This is a genomic window from Xanthocytophaga agilis (assembly GCF_030068605.1).
In the GTDB taxonomy this organism is placed as follows: domain Bacteria; phylum Bacteroidota; class Bacteroidia; order Cytophagales; family 172606-1; genus Xanthocytophaga; species Xanthocytophaga agilis.
Genome location: NZ_JASJOU010000020.1, coordinates 120,189 through 137,743, shown reverse-complemented (window position 1 = coordinate 137,743; position 17,555 = coordinate 120,189). Strand labels below are relative to the sequence as shown.

The window sequence follows — 17,555 nt, the reverse complement described above, 5'->3', positions numbered from 1 at the left end:
TCTTACTTTTAATATATGGGTTTATGAGTGATCAGTTTTTAGTATTCCGGTCCTTAACCCAGGCAACAATAGCCTCTTTATCCAGATTAATTTCCGATTTTTTAGCTTTCTTAATTGCCTGCCATAACTTTCCAGCCTTCCTTGCAATAGGTTCATCTGTAGTATCTCCTTTATTTGATGCAGTCAAATTAGCATCAGCAACTTCTACGACCACGACTGTAACTGTATTTTCCTGAGACCTTGTTTCTGGCCTCACAGCAGGCACAACGCTGGCAATCATCTCTTCTTTCGGAGTAACTGTAATCTTGTCATCCGGCTGTGTCTTCTTATCTATCACAGGTAAGTCAGGACCTTTAGCAATCAGTTTATCCTCATTCTCATTGATAGGAGATACTACTTTCTTCGGCTCAGGTTGTTTTACATTTTTCCCTGATTTTTGATTAGAAGATATATCAGTCTCACTATTTGAATAAGTTGTATGTGATTCTGCTGTTGGCCTGGTTATTTCTACATTTTTTGTGTTCTCAGTTTTTTCTCTATCTTCTATGCTTTTTACAGGAACAGTAGGCTTATTTACCTTATGGGGATCTGATACTGCCATCTGTATTCCTTTATCCTCTCTCCAATAACGTATACCTACCAATCCAAGAATAAGCAAAGCAATAGCAGCAGCAATAGAGAGATATAATCCTTTTTTACTCTCTTTTTTTTTCGTCATTCTTCCCTGGAGCTCATCCCACGCACGAGAAGATGGCATTTTCTCGACATCATACAACCGTTTGGTAAACAGATCATCAACCGGATGTTTCTTTTGTTTATGCATATCTTACTTCGTTTTACTTTGTTTCTACTAATCAATAATTCTCCTTTTTCACTCTACTTTTTTCCATTTTATAGGATTATATCAGGTAAAGACAGTCAAATATTTATGTTATCCTATCTGTTTCTCCACGTTTAGCATTTTTTTTTCAGCCTTACGTAGATTTTCCTGTAACAATCCCCTTGCACGACTTAATTGTGATTTGGATGTATTTTCACTAATACCTAATTGTTCTGCAATCTCCTTATGTGAATACCCTTCAATAGCATACAGGTTAAAAACAGTGCGATAGCCGTCAGGCAGTTGCTGAATCAGAGCTAGCAAATCTTCTGTCTCAAATTCATCTCCATCTATATGCATAACGGCTTCCTCATTGTAAACCGTTTCAATCTCCACTTCCAGAAAAACACTTTTATTTCTGCGAACCTGTTGTAATGCTTCATTAACCATAATACGTCGTATCCATCCTTCAAAGCTTCCTGCAAACTGATACTGATCTATTTTCTCAAAAATTTTCAGAAAACCATTAATCATCACATCCTCCGCTTCCATCTGATCTTTGATGTAACGAGTACAAACGCCCAACATTCTACGTGAATACCGATTATACACTTCACGTTGTGCAGCAGCATCATTCCGCTGACAAGCCCGAATGAGTTTTTCCTCGTTATCCCATTTTTGTATGCGTAGAAACATACGTTCTTTGAATGTGTTAGTTGTAATTGATTTTCATAAGGTAGATGCAAAAAAAAGAAGGCAGGTTGCGCCAATGTTAAAAAAAAATCACTTTTCTTAACATATTAGACATAACAACCACATTATCAAACACTTACCGTTAAAATATTTTTTTATTCTCTACCAATAAAAAAGAAACCCGTTTGAAAACGGGCTCAAAATACTAGTCATACGAAAAACAACAAAAGATGGTAGCACTATTCTTTCTATTTCAAAATATCTGTTATCACATTACTAAAAAAACTAACTCACTTACTATCAAACCGATATAAAGCTATTTATTTCCCGCCACGGTCATTGTCCTTTTTTTTAAATATTGAGCCAGTTCTTTCATACTCTCCTGGCTGATGTATTTGTCTTTGCCATCTTCTGCTTTTAATCTCACAAAACCAAGAGGTAGTCCTGTCATACTATCAATGACTGCATGCAGATAGTTGGTAACAATTTTCTGTTTTTTGGACTGTATTTCTGGCACTATCTGTAGTAGGGCCAGATTTGGGTTACCCTTTACAGCACTTTCATTAAAGCGTTTAGCATCTACAATGACAAAAGGATAAGGATAAACTTCTTTAATATCCTCATATGATAAGCCATGTGCCAACCAGTCTTTACGTAAAAGTAGTGTTTTAGCATGCATATCCGCTTCGGCACGTGGCAATACTTCCTCCCATTCATAAGGTGTAGCCCTGTTCTGCAAAGTACTGTCAATCAGATAGTGCTCTACAGCTTGTACTCCGAAAACCAAATCAGCTTTTTCAGGTGTTATATTGGGAAGATTTTGTCTGAAGAGGGATTGAGACTTCGGCAAGTCCTCCAAAAATTTAATCTCCATTACACTATAATTGCGCCAATGTTCCCGGAGGGCATTCAACTGCCTGTAATTTTCCGGAAACAATAAACGCTGATGATTCCGTCCCCCCTCATCTCCTTTTATAGTGAAGTTATCAATAGTGGTGCAGTAAATAACTGCATAGTTTTTTACCTGTGTTTTTCGCAGACGATCTGCATCATTCATTGTCATATAATTAGCAGAACTATCCCACTTCCAGTATTTTTCCACTGCATGTTTCAAGGCTGCATTATAAGCCTCAACTCCTTCTTCATACGCTACTACCTGATCATGTTTCTTTTTCTTCTTCATTAACTCGATCACTTTCTGTGAGGGTTGCTCCATTATCACAATCAACTCTCGCTGAGCTAGCTTTTTCATCAAGGCTGGACTTCCGAAACCACATTGAGCATAACCAGCACAAGCAACAAAGAATAAAAACAGGTATGGGTAGAATTTTCGCATAAACAAATATAAAAGCAATTATTTGTTAGAAAAATTATATACTTTGCATTTAGCTATCAATAACTTGCAGAGTTTCTTATAGGGCTCCCCCAAGTTCCACATTTCATTTGAAAGTTTCACAGAATCTATATTTTTTTTCGATAGAAGTATCTTTTTATAAGTTAAAATTATAACCCTTTCAAAGAATTTCATATTTTGAAAAACAACTACGCCCTCTCTATTCATATTAGAGTAAGCTTGCTGCTGCAATTAGTATGCATGTTGGTCTATAAGCAAACATGCATGGGACAAGAATTGTCTCAGATCCGATTTTCAGGAAACTTTAAAGATGTACCACTAAGTGAAGTTTTGCAGTCTCTCGAACAACAAGCACTGCAACAACAGCAAAGGATACATTTTTTCTATGAGACATCTAGCACATCTACACTAAAAGTTCATGCCACATTTACCAATGCACCTCTTGTCCAGGTCATGCCATCTGTTCTTGCTTCTACACAGTTAAGTTACTTACTATATGACTCTCACTATATTTTATTAGTTAATAAAGAAGATCTATCTTCTCTATCATTATCTCCTCATATGGTAGATTCTGTTGGAAGAAAGATACATCCTGAAAATATACCTTCAATTGAAGCAACTAACGATTCTCAGGAAACGATTCGAGAAAAAATGAATCTTATAACTACCAAACGAGGTACAAAGACGTATTCGATTACAGGGTTATTAACGGATGCTACCAATAATAAAAAACTGGAAGGGGCTACAGTATATGTAGAAGAGATCCGATCAGGGGTTCTGTCTGATACAGACGGAAACTATCAACTGGCATTACCGGCAGGAACTTATAATCTGGTATATAGCTATGTAGGCTTTCAATCCAAAAGAAGACAGATATCTGTTCGCTCCAATCAGACTATCAATATAAGTTTGTTAAACACAGATATTCGTTTGAGAGAAGTAGTAGTAACAGCTGAAGCTGTTGACCGAAATATCTCAACCACTCAAATGGGTATAACTAAACTTAATATACGCACTATCAAAAAAATGCCTCCTTTGTTAGGGGAAGTAGATATCGTTCGCAGTGTTTTATTACTACCAGGGGTAAGTACTGTAGGTGAAGGTTCTACTGGCTTCAATGTGCGGGGAGGCAGCATAGATCAAAATCTAATTTTAATGGATAATGCGCCTATCTACAATACCTCTCATATGTTTGGCTTATTTTCTGTTTTTAATCCGGACATTGTAAGAGATGTTACTTTATATAGAGGTGGGATTTCAGCCAGATTTGGAGGAAGAGTGTCCTCTGTACTAGATATTCAACTGAAAGATGCCAATGCACAAAAAGTTACTGTAAATGGAGGTATAGGACTAGTAGCCAGTCGATTGGCAATTGAGGCTCCTATTATCAAAGACAAGCTTTCATTTATTGTAGCAGGAAGAGGCAGTTTTACAGACTTTTTATTAAAAAATCTTCCGAACGAATCACTTCGCAAAACACGAGCCAACTTCTATGATGTAAATACAAAGGTAGATTATCGTATTAACGCCAAAAACACATTAAGCCTGTCAGGGTATATCAGTGATGACTTTCTTCAAATCAATGCAGATTCCATTCTTACCATTGCAGTTAATTCTTCCATTACACAATACCGATGGAGTAACAAATATGGTGTATTGAAATGGCAGCATTTCTTCAGCGAGAAGTTAACAAACACAACCTCTCTTACATACAGCAATTATACAGCTAAGGTTATTAACCCCACTGCACCAAATGAATTTAAGATACCCAGTCGGCTCAAGCAATTTACAATCGGTTCCGATTTCAGTTATCAGTTGAACGACAACCATAAACTAAATTTTGGTATACAAGGCATTCGGTATTTTGTTCAACCTGAAAATCTGGACGTTACCTTACCCAGTGATATCAATCCAATTGCTCTACCCACTGAACATGGGATAGAAACAGCTATGTATCTGGAAGATGATTTCATCATTAACAAGATGCTGACACTCACCTATGGGTTACGATATTCCCATTATCTGAACATAGGTCCTGCAACTGTCAACATGTATGCGACAGACTCACCTCGGGAATCGCTCTCTGTTATTGATTCAACAAAATATGGATCTGGATCTGTCATAAAAACCTATGGAGGTCTTGAACCCAGACTGTCTCTGAAGATCAGCCTAAATGAAAGCAGTTCGATAAAAATTGGCTATAATCGAATGCGACAATATATTCATCTTATCTCCAATACAGCATCAGCTATCCCAACGGCACGCTGGCAGCTCAGCAACACCTATATAAAGCCTCAAATGGGAGATCAGATTGCCGTGGGTTATTTCCGGAACATATTCGGCAATATGTTTGAGACATCTATAGAAGTATACTATAAAAAGATCTATAACTTCCTAGATTATAAAGATAACTCTGTTGTCTTTCTGAATCGCAATATTGAAACTGCAGTTCTACAAGGTCAGGGGCGATCCTATGGTGTAGAGTTATTACTACGAAAAAATATCGGAGAATATCTGACAGGCTGGATGAGCTATACCTATGCCAGAACTTTTGCTCAGATGAAAAGTCAGTTTGATAGAGAACAGGTAAACGAAGGAGACTGGTATCCTGCCAACTATGACAAACCTCATACATTCAACTTGGTGTTGAATTATCAACTAAAGAAACGTATCGGGTTTTCCATGAATTATACATACAGTACTGGCAGACCTGTCACTTATCCGGAATCCAAATTTGTATATGGTGGTATTATAATTCCGGATTATGGTCTACGAAACCAACGCAGAATCCCAGATTATCACCGCCTGGATGTAGCTATAAATATTGATAGTGGCTATCGGAAAAAGAAGAAGGTAGATAAAAGCTGGACATTTGCGGTATATAATCTCTACAGCCGTAACAATGCCTATTCTGTGTTCTTCAGGCAACAGGGAGGTAGTGCAAATGCCTATAAACTATCCATCTTTGGGGCTGCCTTCCCTTCTCTTACCTATAATTTCAAATTTTAAAGATACATTTTCATTCTATGAGATACCCTATTATATATTTATCTTGTATCTTATTAGCTTCTCTGCTGACCAATTCGTGTATTACGCCATATGATCCAGATCTTCACACGGCAGAATCACGTATTGTTATAGAAGGGCTTATATCTACTTTACCTGGTCCGCAAAAAGTACGTATTACTCATTCTGCAGTGTATACCAATGCTACAGCAGGTACCAATATTGGCATTCCGGGAGCAATTGTATACGTTACAGATGATCTTGAAAACCGCATCGACTATACAGATATTGGAGGTGGCAACTATGAAACATATATCCAAGGTAGTATAGGACGTTATTACCAATTGCATGTAATAACTCCTGATGATAAAGAATATACTTCCGAACCAGATTTGTTAAAACCCGTTCCACAGATTGATAATATCTATTGGGAATACAACCGAGAAAAAAAAGAGATTAATGTATATGTAGATTTGACAGATGCTCCTACTCCAGGAGATGGTTACTTATGGAAATGGCAACATTATGAGAAACTAACCTATTGCAAATATTCAGAACTGATTGTACAACCAAATGGCACCTCATCCTGGACGCAGTGTCGAGAATGTTGTACAGACTGTTGGGATATTACCCAGTGCCGTTCCTGTGTCAATATAGCAGGTGACCAATATACTAATGGAAATCAAATCAAAAAGCAGCTGATTACCTCTGTCCCTTATAGTGATTATACGCCTTATTATCTACTTATAGAGCAACGATCTCTAACAAGTAATGCGTATGCATTCTGGAATTCTGTAAAAGCACAGACTTCCAACACCGGCGGTCCATTTGATGCAGCTCCTGCACCCATACTTGGAAATATAAAAAATGTTGCTAACTCCAAAGAAAAAGTTCTTGGTTTCTTTGGAGCCTCTGATATTATTCAAAGACCCTACTGGCAGGATAGAAATCAGATTGATGACACTCCGAATCCAGCCCAGCCTCCATTCTGTGCACCTGCTTCAGGCCCTCCACCTATATGTTATGCATGTATTGAAGATGCGGGTTATCGCACCAACTTTCAACCACCCGGATGGAACAGATGACAGATTCCATCCTTGATGTATGACTTTCATTCTCTACTTTATCTATGCAAAAACACCTTAAACCCTGGCTACTAGTTATTGGATTAATACTAACAGCAAGTATAGAGTCAGCCTATCTTACAGCCCCCAAAGACGATATTTTAAATCAGATCCTCAAAAAACTCTCTGCGTATCAGGAAACTTATACTCCAGAAAAAGTATACCTTCATCTAGATAAGCCTTACTATTTTTCAGGGGAAGACATCTGGTTCAAGGCTTATGTAGTCAGCGCAATGACTCATCTGACTGATTCAACAAGCGGAGTTTTGTGTGTGGACTTACTCAACAGTAAAGGAACAGTAGTAAGTACTGAAAAAATAAAGCTTACTTCGGGAGAAGGTCATGGAAATATTTTGCTGGGAGAAGAGCTTCCAACAGCAACGTATCAACTTCGTGCTTATACACGCTGGATGCAAAATGGCAAGGCGGATTTCTTCTTTCACAAACAGATTTCAATCCTGAATCCAAATAATATTCCATCCCCCACAAAGTCCACAGACACAGGAATAGATGTACAGTTCTTTCCAGAAGGAGGAGATCTGATAGAAAATCTGGAAAGTACTATTGCCTTTAAAGTTACAGATAAACAGGGAAAAGGTATTGCCAGATCAATCAGGATAATCTCAGATACGAAGGATACTATGGGAACCTATACTACCATGCATCATGGTATAGGAACCTTTCGCTTTACACCTCTGGCAGGCAAAAGTTATCAGGCCGTAGTTCAAGATCAATCTAAAAAATCTATTGTAGTCTCACTTCCTAAACCTCGTTCGGAAGGATGGGTAATGCACACAGATAATATAGCCAATAATCTGCTGCTATCTGTGCAGTCAACCAGGAGTCTGGAAGAAAAATTGTATATAGTAGTACAAAATAGAGGCAAGAGTATCTACCAAAGTGAAGGACGCATTTTAAATGGAAAATTTTCGTTACAACTTCCAGGTAGTCTGTTTCCAACAGGAACCACTCAGATTACCTTATTTGATGCCCAAGGAACTCCTCAGTGTGAACGACTTGTATTCTTCAATCAAAATGATCACATTCAGATTCAATTAACGTCAGATAAAAAATCGTATCTGCCACGTGAAAAAGTAACTCTGACATTGACAGCCCGTGACGCACAGGGTAAGCCTATAACAGGTAATTTTTCTATGGGTGTTACAGACACACGTAGCTTCTCTTATCCGGAAGAGAATATCTTAACGAATCTTCTTCTTACTTCTGATCTGAAAGGAAACATTGAAGATCCAGGATTTTATTTTCAAAACAATAATCCGAATGCAGTAAAAGCGCTGGATAATCTGATGCTTACACAAGGCTGGCGACGCTTTGCATGGAAAGAAATCCTGCAACCTAACTTACCGTCACCTGCCTATGAACATGAACCGGATATTGCACTCACTGTCAGACTACTAGATAAAAACACAAGAAAAATTATCCCAGCGCAAGTTCTTCTGGTTTCAGCTCCAGGTACAAACTCTGTTTTTCGATATGGCTATACAAATGCAGAAGGTAAAATTCATCTGAATAGTCTGGATTTTTATGATTACCGTAATGTTATAGTCAGCATTTACGATAAAGAGTTGTATTCATCAGCTATCGTTGTTGTAGATTCAGCAAGTAGTGCACCTTATTCTACCGGAATACTTCCCACAGTTCTGATTACGGAAAATATGACCCAAGCAACAAACCGAAAAAAGATATGGTCTATGATCCAACAAAACCACGCGTCTGCTGAATCTTCGAATGTGTCTATTTCTACCAGTGATACCCTACGCCCTGTTCAACCCATCTACCAGAAAGCAGATGACAGGATCAAACTGGATGACTACACTCTGTTTCCAACTATGGAAGAGGTCATTCGGGATATAATCCCCTGGGGACTGCTCACACACAAAAAGGGACAGACAGGTTTTCGTATTCTTAACCCGGATACAAAGCTTTATTTTAAATATAATCCATTATATCTCATTGATAATGTACCTATCCACAATATAAATCCTATTCTTAGTCTTGATCCAACTGCTGTACATTCTATTGAGTCTGTACGAAGTGCTGTAGGAAGGGGACAATTTGGAGAGATAGGATATTATGGCATCTTTTCGGTTTTTACCAAAGCCGGAGATTTTTACCCTTCCAATGAACCTGGATTATTTAATTTTCCAGTACGTGGATTTCAAAAAGTTCGTGAGTATTATTCACCCAAATATGAAACGCCCTTGCAGAATCAAAGACAACCTGACTTTCGGAACTTGCTGTACTGGAATCCTTCTGTTCAAACGGATGCTACCGGAAAGGCGACTCTGACCTTCTATAATTCAGATGACTTAACCACATGGCGTATCATAGCAGAAGGCATTTCCAAAGATGGTAAACCAGCAATGGGAAATGCAGAATATACCGTTACGATGGATTTAGCCAGATAGAATATCTATCAGACTATATATACAAAGGTCATAAAAATTCTGGAAACAAACCCATCTCAGGATTTTTTATGACCTTTGGCATGTTATATATCTGGCAGTGTGTTTACCTTGCCCACACAATACTTAATTTTATTATGGAAGTTCAGAAAAAAGACATTACAGATATCAAAGACATTGAACAGTTTGTCAATACATTTTATGGCAAAGCACGTGAAGACGAGTTGATTGGCCCCATTTTCAATAATGCAGTAAAAGACTGGTCACATCACTTACCTGCTATGTATAAATTCTGGAGCCAGTTATTGCTTGGCACAATGGATTATACAGGCAGCCCGTTTGCTAAACATATTCCCTTACCTATTGAGAAACAACACTTTGACCGCTGGATACAACTTTTCTATACTACTATCGATGAACTTTTTGAAGGTCCGAAAGCAGCAGAAACTAAAGACAGAGCCTATGCAATTGCGGCAACGTTTGAATATAAACTGCGGACTATCCGTAAACTTGCATCGCAACCCTAAGCATGTATTTGAAAAGGCTCATTTACTATAATTGCGATTTTAATGATTGATTTTCTTGAGAAAAGGTATACTTTTGGGACCTAATAGTTTATACATTTGCATCACATCCTTTATCCTTTTCTCAGGATAGCTTTTTATGCGAAAAATAGTAACCGCACTGCTCCTTTTTTCTCTACTGCTGCAAACATTCAGCAGAGCAGGCATCTATCTTTCGTTTAAAGTCAATCAGGATTACATTGCACGGGTACTTTGTATCAACAAAGCAAAACCTCAGTTGAACTGTAATGGGAAATGTTATCTGGCAAAAAAATTAAAACAGGCAGAAGAACAGGAACAAAAACAAGTCCTGTTGAAAACCCTTGAACTCAATCTCTGCTGCCAGGAACTGCACGCATTTAACTTTGCGCGTATCCCTCTGATTGTAAACCGGAAGCTGGTGCCATTCTATCTGGTTAAACCTACATTCAGCACATTGCTGAACATCTTCCACCCTCCCCGTATGTAAGTTTCTACATCTCTTTTTCTGTAACTGATGCCTTTTGTGTCTTTATGGGATTGGTATGGCGTATTAGCAGTATACATACTTATTGCCAACCCACCCATAGTACATCTTTAGAATAAAGCAACGGACACGTAAGGAGTCTTACGTCAGACTATCCTATCATAAAATACAGAGATAAAATCGATAACCGGCTTTTCTATACAAAGGATAAGCCCTAATACCTTATTGCCTCTGTTTTGCCATATGATATTGGGTTGGAGACTCCATACTATGCCACTTAAGGCAACACCCACTTTGTAGAACTTATTTTAACCTATATGAAAAAATACTATAACCTCACTATATCCTTTGTTTGTTGCTTTCTTTTTTGCTTTACAGCATTTGCTCAACAAACTATCAAAGGAGTCGTTTTTGACAATCAAACACTTGAACCACTGGCAGGTGCAACTGTCTCTATCCCTAATACAACAACAGGAACCCAAACCAACGAGAAAGGACAATTTGTCTTACAAGCTTCAACTGAAAAAATCCTAATCTCCTTTATTGGATACGAATCTCAGGAAATTGTTGTGGAAGGTGCCTCTCTCAAGGTGGCACTAGCACCTATGGTTGGTAATCTTCAGACTGTAGTAGTAACAGCCAATCGGGAAGCTGGTTTACGAACCCAATCTCCTGTAGCAATCAGTAAGCTCTCTCCTACGCTTATTAATGATACCAAACCTACCAATTTGTATGAGATCATAAACAAAGTCCCGGGAGTGGTGATGCTTAACTACAACAATGAACAGCATGCCATGAGTATACGTCAGCCGATGACGACCAATTCCTATTTTCTGTATATGGAAGATGGGATTCCTGTTCGGCCTATGGGTGTCTTTAATCACAATGCACTAATAGAAATGAATATGATGGCTATTTCGTCTGTTGAAATAGTGAAAGGTCCTGCCTCCTCTCTCTATGGTCCGGAAGCCGTAGGAGGAGCATTAAACTTTATCACCCAACGGCCTACTGCTATTCCTACCGCCCGTGCAGGTATTCAGTTTGATGATTATGGATACAAACGTTTTCAGTATAGCGCAGGAGCTACCGCAGGTCGGTTTGGTTTCTTTCTGGGAGGATATCTTGCCAGACAAACTAATTCATGGATGGATCAAAGCGATTTTGAGAAATCCTCTGTGAATGCCAGAGCAGAATACAAACTTGCTGATAAAACAAATCTTACAGGTACATTTACTTATAACGATTATTATTCTGAAACAGGAGGCACTGTAGACAGCACAGCGTTTTATAGTCGTTCCTATAAATCCAATAATGATTTCACCTATAGGGCTGCAAATGCTATCCGTGCCAGATTATCATTAGAACATACCTGGAATACACAAGCTACCACAACTATTACGTCTTATTTCAGAGACAACTCCCTGAAACAGAATCCAAACTACTCTATTATCTGGACAGCAGGCAGTACTACAGCAACCGGACAGATCAACGAAAATGCCTTTACTTCCTATGGAGTGGTAGCGCAACATTCACAACGGTTTGACTTCCTTCAATCAAAGCTGCTGGTAGGTGGCATGTATGATTACTCAAAAAATCCATACTATGCCTATACCACTCAATTAGCAGCCCAATTACGTGCAGATGGAAAGTCTGTTGAGAAATACACGCTCACACAAGAATTACCGAATGACTATTTGTCCAGATACAAAGCAGATATTTATAACTCTGCACTCTTTACCCAATGGGATTTTGAACTCATACAAAAACTACGTATTTCCCTTGGAGCCCGTTATGATCGAATAGCGTTCGATTATGTCAACTATCTTGACAACAATGCTACGGGTTCAAAGTCGTATAGCCAGTTTACGCTTAAGCTTGGCTTAACCTATGATCTGGGTAAGGACAAAGGCCTGTATGCAAACTATTCCAAAGGTTTCTCTCCTCCTGCCCTTACAGCTATTTTCCGAAAAAACACCAATGCCACAGAAAGTCAGGATCTATTCTATTATAATCTGAAACCTGCACGGTTTGATAATTTCGAGATTGGAGGTTGGGCAGCGTTCTTCCAGAATAAGGTGTATCTGGACTGGGCAGTTTACCAAATGAATGGATATAATGAGTTATTAAGCATACGGCAATCCAACAATAGTTATGACTATCAGTCTGCAGGTAAAACCCTGCATCGCGGTATTGAATATGGACTCACCTGGAAGCCGACTACTGAATGGTTTTTCCGGTTTGGAGGTACCAATGCACTGCATAAATTCATAGAGTTTGAGTTAAGCCAACGGGAAACAGATCAGGTTAAGAATATCAATGATAAGGTCATGCCTCAGTCGCCTTCCTGGACAGCCAACACAGAAGTTACTTACAAACCAAACTGGCTTAGAGGTTTTCGCGCCTCTCTGGAGTGGCAACGTATGAGTTCATGGTACATGAATCAGGTAAATACAGTTAAATATGACGACCATACAGCTCTGGGCCTTAAAGGAATCAGTCTGTTTAACTTCCGGACAGGATATACCTGGAAAGGAGTCGAAGTATTTGTCAATGTCATGAACCTGACCAATGAATTATACGCCAACTCTACCAGTCTTGGCAATGGAGCATCAGACCGGGCAACCTATACTGCCGGAGCTCCCCGTACATTTGTAATGGGCATTCAATACAATTTCACAGGAAAGAAATAATTCACTCACAGTGCGAGATACTCTCAGTCTGTGTCTCTATAACCTTATTGTATGAAACAAGTAACATCAACCCTTGAGAGCCAACCCCTATCACTCAAAGATAGAGTGTTAAGACTTATTAGGCGCAATATGTATCAGTGGCATCGTGTTCTGGGTATTATCACTGTGATTCCGGTCATCTTCTGGACATTATCCGGTTTGATGCACCCCTTTATGTCACATTGGTTTAAACCCACTATTGCTCACGATTTTATTCCTCAATATCCAATACAAAAGGATCAGATTAAACTATCTGTTGCAGAGGTGCTGAAGCAAAATAAAATCACAAAGTTTAAGAACTTCCGTTTCATCACGTTAGATAAGCAGACCTACTATCAGATAAAGGATACAACTAACCATTTGTTATATTTTAGTACACAGAATGGAAAGCCTCTTCCCAACGGAGATATCCGGTATGCCGAGTCGCTAGCCCGCTATCTGATTGATGATTATACATCACCAATCCTTGCTATCACTCAGATCACAGAATTTGATCATGAATATAAGTATATCAACCGCCTGTTACCTGTATGGAAAGTAAGCTTTGACAGATCAGACAGAATGGATGTGATGATTGAAACAGAGCAAAGCCGGATAGCAACTTTCAATACACAGGCACGCAAAACCTTTATCCGGATCTTTGATCTATTCCATAACTGGTCATTTCTGGAAATGATATCCAATAAAGGTCTTCAGATTACAATCATGCTCACATTATTGATAATCATCTCATTTTCGACTGGCAGCGGTATCGTTGTCTATGGCTTTCTATGGAAACGGTTTAAAAAACCAACCGCAGGTAATACAAAAGGTATCCTTAAAAAATACCATCGTCAGATTGGTATAGCCGTATCACTGGTTACCTTTGCGTTTGCAGGAAGTGGAGCCTGGCATCTGGCTCGCAAACTGACACCTGACGAACGGAATAAGTTTGTCTATGAGCCTGTTTTCAAAACAACTGAAATGGAAGTAGCTTCTCTGATGCCGGATATTCAGTGGGATCGTTTGCTGAATATACAGATAGTAAAAATAGGTCGAACCAATTATTTCCAGCTCTTCTATGATAAAACAGAGTTAGAGTCTGCTGAAGTAATTTACCAGCATACCTATACACATAAGATTTTAAAAGAGGGTTCTGTATTATATGCCAAATACCTGGCTAATAAGTTTGCCAATCTGGCAAACGTCAATGGAAGTTTACAATCTGCCTGTTGTGATCTGATATCAGATGTCGCTAATGCAGACATTTCCAATGACAATCTGCTTCATGCTGACATACTAACACGGTTTGACAGAGAATACGGGTTTGTTAATAAACGATTGCCAGTGGTAAAACTTGATTACAATACACCCGAAAAGACCAGTTATTATATAGAGCCAGCCACTTCCCGGCTAGCCGCTAAGATCGAAAATGCGGACCGGGCAGAAGGATGGTCATTTGCCATATTGCATAAATACCTGCTACTGGAATGGGCTGGCAAAAATGTGAGAGATTTTGTCACCCTTCTTTCAGCTACAGGTGTGCTGGTAACAAGTATCTTTGGGCTGGTATTATTTGTCAGAAAACGATAACCTGTATTTTTGTTTCTAGTATGTTAAACCTAACTACTTATATATCCCATGCATCATTTAGCTCAAAGCAAATATATTCTCTTACTACTGGCATTCGCTGTGTTTTTCTATGCCTGTTCCGAAAAAAAACACAATGGAGAACATGATCACCATCATCAGGCAGAAACCAGTGGCAATGCAGCAGTAGATTCGCTAAAGAATCAGGTAATGGCTGTACATGATGAAGTGATGCCTAAAATGGAAGAAATTATGGCATTGGAATTAGAAGCACAGCAGCAAATCAAGCAACTGGATAGTTTGACTAGAATCAATCCAAAACAGGCTAACTCAACTCAAAAACAACAATTAGATTCCCTTGTAATACAGTTAAATAATGCAGATGATGCTATGACACACTGGATGCAGGAATTTGATGGTCAGATGAAATCCAAAACAGACGAAGAAAAAATCACCTATCTGAAAAATGAGAAAGATAAGATTGATGCCGTTCGTGATCAGATGCTGGGCAGTATAAACAAAGGGAAAGAACTTCTTAAAAAGTAAATTACATGAAAACAACTAATCTTTTTTATACCTTATTTATCTTATGTGTAGTAAGCCTTATGGGTTGTAACCAGGAGAAAGGCTTACCTATATTAGGTCCAACCCACGAGGAAAACGGGAAAACTGTATATCATACAATCCCAGCATTTTCCTATCGTGATCAGGACAGTACACTTATCACCAATGAAACGCTAAAAGGCAAAATATACATTGCCGATTTCTTTTATTCCTACTGCCCTACCATTTGTCCCAAAGTAAAAAAGGAATCGATGCGGGTGTATGAGAAGTTTAAAGACAATCCGGATGTTATTTTCGTTTCTATTACCTTAGACCCCAAACATGATAATGTTTCCTTTCTGAAAGAATATGCAGAAAATTTTGGTCTTGATAGTAAGAAATGGCATTTCCTGACAGGTGATAAAGCAGCAACGTATCAGCTTGCTCAGAAGGGTTTGATGGTAACAGCTCTGGAAGACAAAAGCGAACCAGGAGGCATTGTTCACAGTGGAGCCCTGGTACTGATTGACCGTCAGGGACGTATTCGTGGTTTTTATGATGGTACCGTGCCTAGTGATGTCACCAATCTGCTTTATGATATTCCAACATTGTTAAAAGAGAAGGAATAGAATACACTATAAACGAACAATCATCAATACAAGAGCTTTTAAGAGATAAAATCTCTTAAAAGCTCTTGAAAACTGAAAAGACTCCTTATGAAAGGATAAAATATGTTCTTTTCAAGGAACGGGAAGCAATCCTTTCAAGAAGACAGAGAGGAAGTTTTAGAAGTATTTCCCTTCTATTAACACTATTAAGCAATACATCCAACCATCATACCTCCACAGCTTTCTGCTCCTTATTTTTAAGGAACACCCTTACCATTTGCAGTATCACAGAAAGAACAATCAATCCTAATCCAAGATAAAATACAGGTGTTAATTCCTTATTCTCATGATAGATTATAATAGCCAGTATAATCGTGTACACAGGCTCCAGGTTTAAGCTCAGATTGATTGTAAACGCGGATATTTTGCGCAATGCCTGGGTTTGAAGCAGGTACAGAAGCACCGTACAAAACAATGATAACACCAGCAAATAGCCAAAATCTGCCCAGGAAGGAATAATAGAACCTACAGGAAAGAAATACAGATACAAAGGCATGAATGCAGCAAGTCCCAGTGCACCTCCTAACATTGAGTAGGTAATGATAACTTCGCTTGCATATAACTTTGCCAAACGTTCGTTGGTGATTGTGTATAACGATCCTAATACGGAGGATATCACTCCTAAGCCTATTCCTATCCTGTATTGGGAGTCAAAGCTAAATATCAGAGCAATGCCTGCCAGTGTTAATATACTCAGCAATAATTCTGCGACTATGATTCGGTGTTTGTTCAGGATAGGTGAAAATAGTGCAGTAAAAAAACTGGTTAGGGAGAAACACACAACTCCGACTGAGATATTGGCATATTTGATACTTCCATAGAAAAACAGCCAGTGTAAACCTATAAGGAATCCCGACACAGAAATTCGCAGAAAATCTTTCAAAGACACAGAAGTTAAACGTCGTGTAATACCTAAAATGCCCAGCATCAGTATTCCGGCCAGCAATATTCTGTACCAAGCCAGCAAGCCTTCATTGAGTGTAATAAGTTTTCCAAAAAGTCCGGTAAAACCAGCAAGTACGATAGAAATATGAAGTTTTATAAAAGCCTTTTTCATACAATGATTGTTTAAACAGATTTGAAATAAGCTCTCCTTGTTCTGATATGTACACACGACAAATCCCGAAAATAAAGAGTTAGAGAATACCCATAGAGGGCTCAGCTAAACAACCTTGCAGAAAATAAAACAGGCAATAGCAGTTATGCCTCTTACAATCTAAGAAGATAACGAATTGTTATTCCAGTTGCTTAGCTTAGCAAGCTACTGGAGGAGGAAGAACATTAGAGAAAAATCCGTAGGTATACATTGTAATCGGGAATGATGATACAAGTATAAGTCAATCGCAACATATTTTCAAGTTTATAACATCAATTCAGATACAGTTTATTTGATCTGGAATAATCTAAGAAGAGTAAATTCTATACTCTTTAAAAGCGTAAAATCTATTTTCTTGATCGCTTTTCAATTTATAGATTCTAATCTCTCTTCATTTTTATGCATGTTTGTATCTAAAGTTAGTTTAAAGTCCAGAACATCACTCTTCTTATCACCTTGTCACTTTTTTGCTTGCCCAAAATAGGGGCACCAAATGAG

Annotated in this window: 13 protein-coding genes; 9 read left to right on the top strand and 4 right to left on the bottom strand. The window is 38.5% G+C overall.

The window, feature by feature from the left end; genetic code table 11:
• Window positions 1–31 precede the first annotated feature (31 nt).
• The 3 genes from QNI22_RS36080 to QNI22_RS36070 form a co-directional block, all read right to left on the bottom strand.
• Window positions 32–823, bottom strand: a complete 792-nt coding sequence (locus tag QNI22_RS36080; RefSeq protein ID WP_314518971.1) for a hypothetical protein — start codon at window positions 821–823, stop codon at window positions 32–34.
• Window positions 824–931: 108 nt separating this feature from the next.
• The gene (locus tag QNI22_RS36075; protein ID WP_314518969.1) at window positions 932–1,516 is read right to left on the bottom strand and encodes an RNA polymerase sigma factor; all 585 of its coding nucleotides are present in this window, start codon (window positions 1,514–1,516) and stop codon (window positions 932–934) included.
• A gap of 313 nt (window positions 1,517–1,829) precedes the next feature.
• Window positions 1,830–2,849, bottom strand: coding sequence for a hypothetical protein (locus tag QNI22_RS36070; protein WP_314518967.1), 1,020 nt, complete (start codon window positions 2,847–2,849; stop codon window positions 1,830–1,832).
• A 282-nt stretch (window positions 2,850–3,131) separates the two neighbouring features.
• On the opposite strand from QNI22_RS36070, the gene QNI22_RS36065 reads away from it, so the two are divergent.
• From QNI22_RS36065 to QNI22_RS36025, 9 genes are all read left to right on the top strand, one after another.
• Window positions 3,132–5,876 carry a TonB-dependent receptor gene (locus tag QNI22_RS36065; protein WP_314518965.1) on the top strand — a complete coding sequence of 915 codons (2,745 nt, stop codon included), beginning with the start codon at window positions 3,132–3,134 and terminating at the stop codon, window positions 5,874–5,876.
• A 17-nt stretch (window positions 5,877–5,893) separates the two neighbouring features.
• The gene (locus QNI22_RS36060; protein WP_314518964.1) at window positions 5,894–6,958 is read left to right on the top strand and encodes a DUF4249 domain-containing protein; all 1,065 of its coding nucleotides are present in this window, start codon (window positions 5,894–5,896) and stop codon (window positions 6,956–6,958) included.
• A gap of 44 nt (window positions 6,959–7,002) precedes the next feature.
• The gene (locus QNI22_RS36055) at window positions 7,003–9,426 is read left to right on the top strand and encodes an alpha-2-macroglobulin family protein (protein ID WP_314518962.1); all 2,424 of its coding nucleotides are present in this window, start codon (window positions 7,003–7,005) and stop codon (window positions 9,424–9,426) included.
• Between the two features lie 134 nt (window positions 9,427–9,560).
• On the top strand, window positions 9,561–9,950 hold the full coding sequence (locus QNI22_RS36050; RefSeq protein ID WP_314518960.1) for a group III truncated hemoglobin: 390 nt from the start codon (window positions 9,561–9,563) through the stop codon (window positions 9,948–9,950).
• Window positions 9,951–10,086: 136 nt separating this feature from the next.
• Window positions 10,087–10,455 carry a hypothetical protein gene (locus tag QNI22_RS36045; protein WP_314518958.1) on the top strand — a complete coding sequence of 123 codons (369 nt, stop codon included), beginning with the start codon at window positions 10,087–10,089 and terminating at the stop codon, window positions 10,453–10,455.
• A gap of 314 nt (window positions 10,456–10,769) precedes the next feature.
• A complete protein-coding gene (locus tag QNI22_RS36040; RefSeq protein WP_314518956.1) occupies window positions 10,770–13,142 on the top strand; it encodes a TonB-dependent receptor domain-containing protein in 2,373 nt (790 codons plus the stop codon).
• Window positions 13,143–13,193: 51 nt separating this feature from the next.
• A complete protein-coding gene (locus QNI22_RS36035) occupies window positions 13,194–14,753 on the top strand; it encodes a PepSY domain-containing protein (protein ID WP_314518954.1) in 1,560 nt (519 codons plus the stop codon).
• A 48-nt stretch (window positions 14,754–14,801) separates the two neighbouring features.
• A complete protein-coding gene (locus tag QNI22_RS36030) occupies window positions 14,802–15,296 on the top strand; it encodes a hypothetical protein (RefSeq protein WP_314518953.1) in 495 nt (164 codons plus the stop codon).
• 5 nt (window positions 15,297–15,301) lie between these two features.
• Complete coding sequence (locus QNI22_RS36025) at window positions 15,302–15,922, top strand: SCO family protein (protein ID WP_314518951.1); 621 nt, start codon at window positions 15,302–15,304, stop codon at window positions 15,920–15,922.
• A gap of 205 nt (window positions 15,923–16,127) precedes the next feature.
• Here QNI22_RS36025 and QNI22_RS36020 read toward each other — a convergent pair whose 3' ends face one another.
• Complete coding sequence (locus QNI22_RS36020; protein ID WP_314518949.1) at window positions 16,128–17,018, bottom strand: DMT family transporter; 891 nt, start codon at window positions 17,016–17,018, stop codon at window positions 16,128–16,130.
• Between the last annotated feature and the right edge of the window lie 537 nt (window positions 17,019–17,555).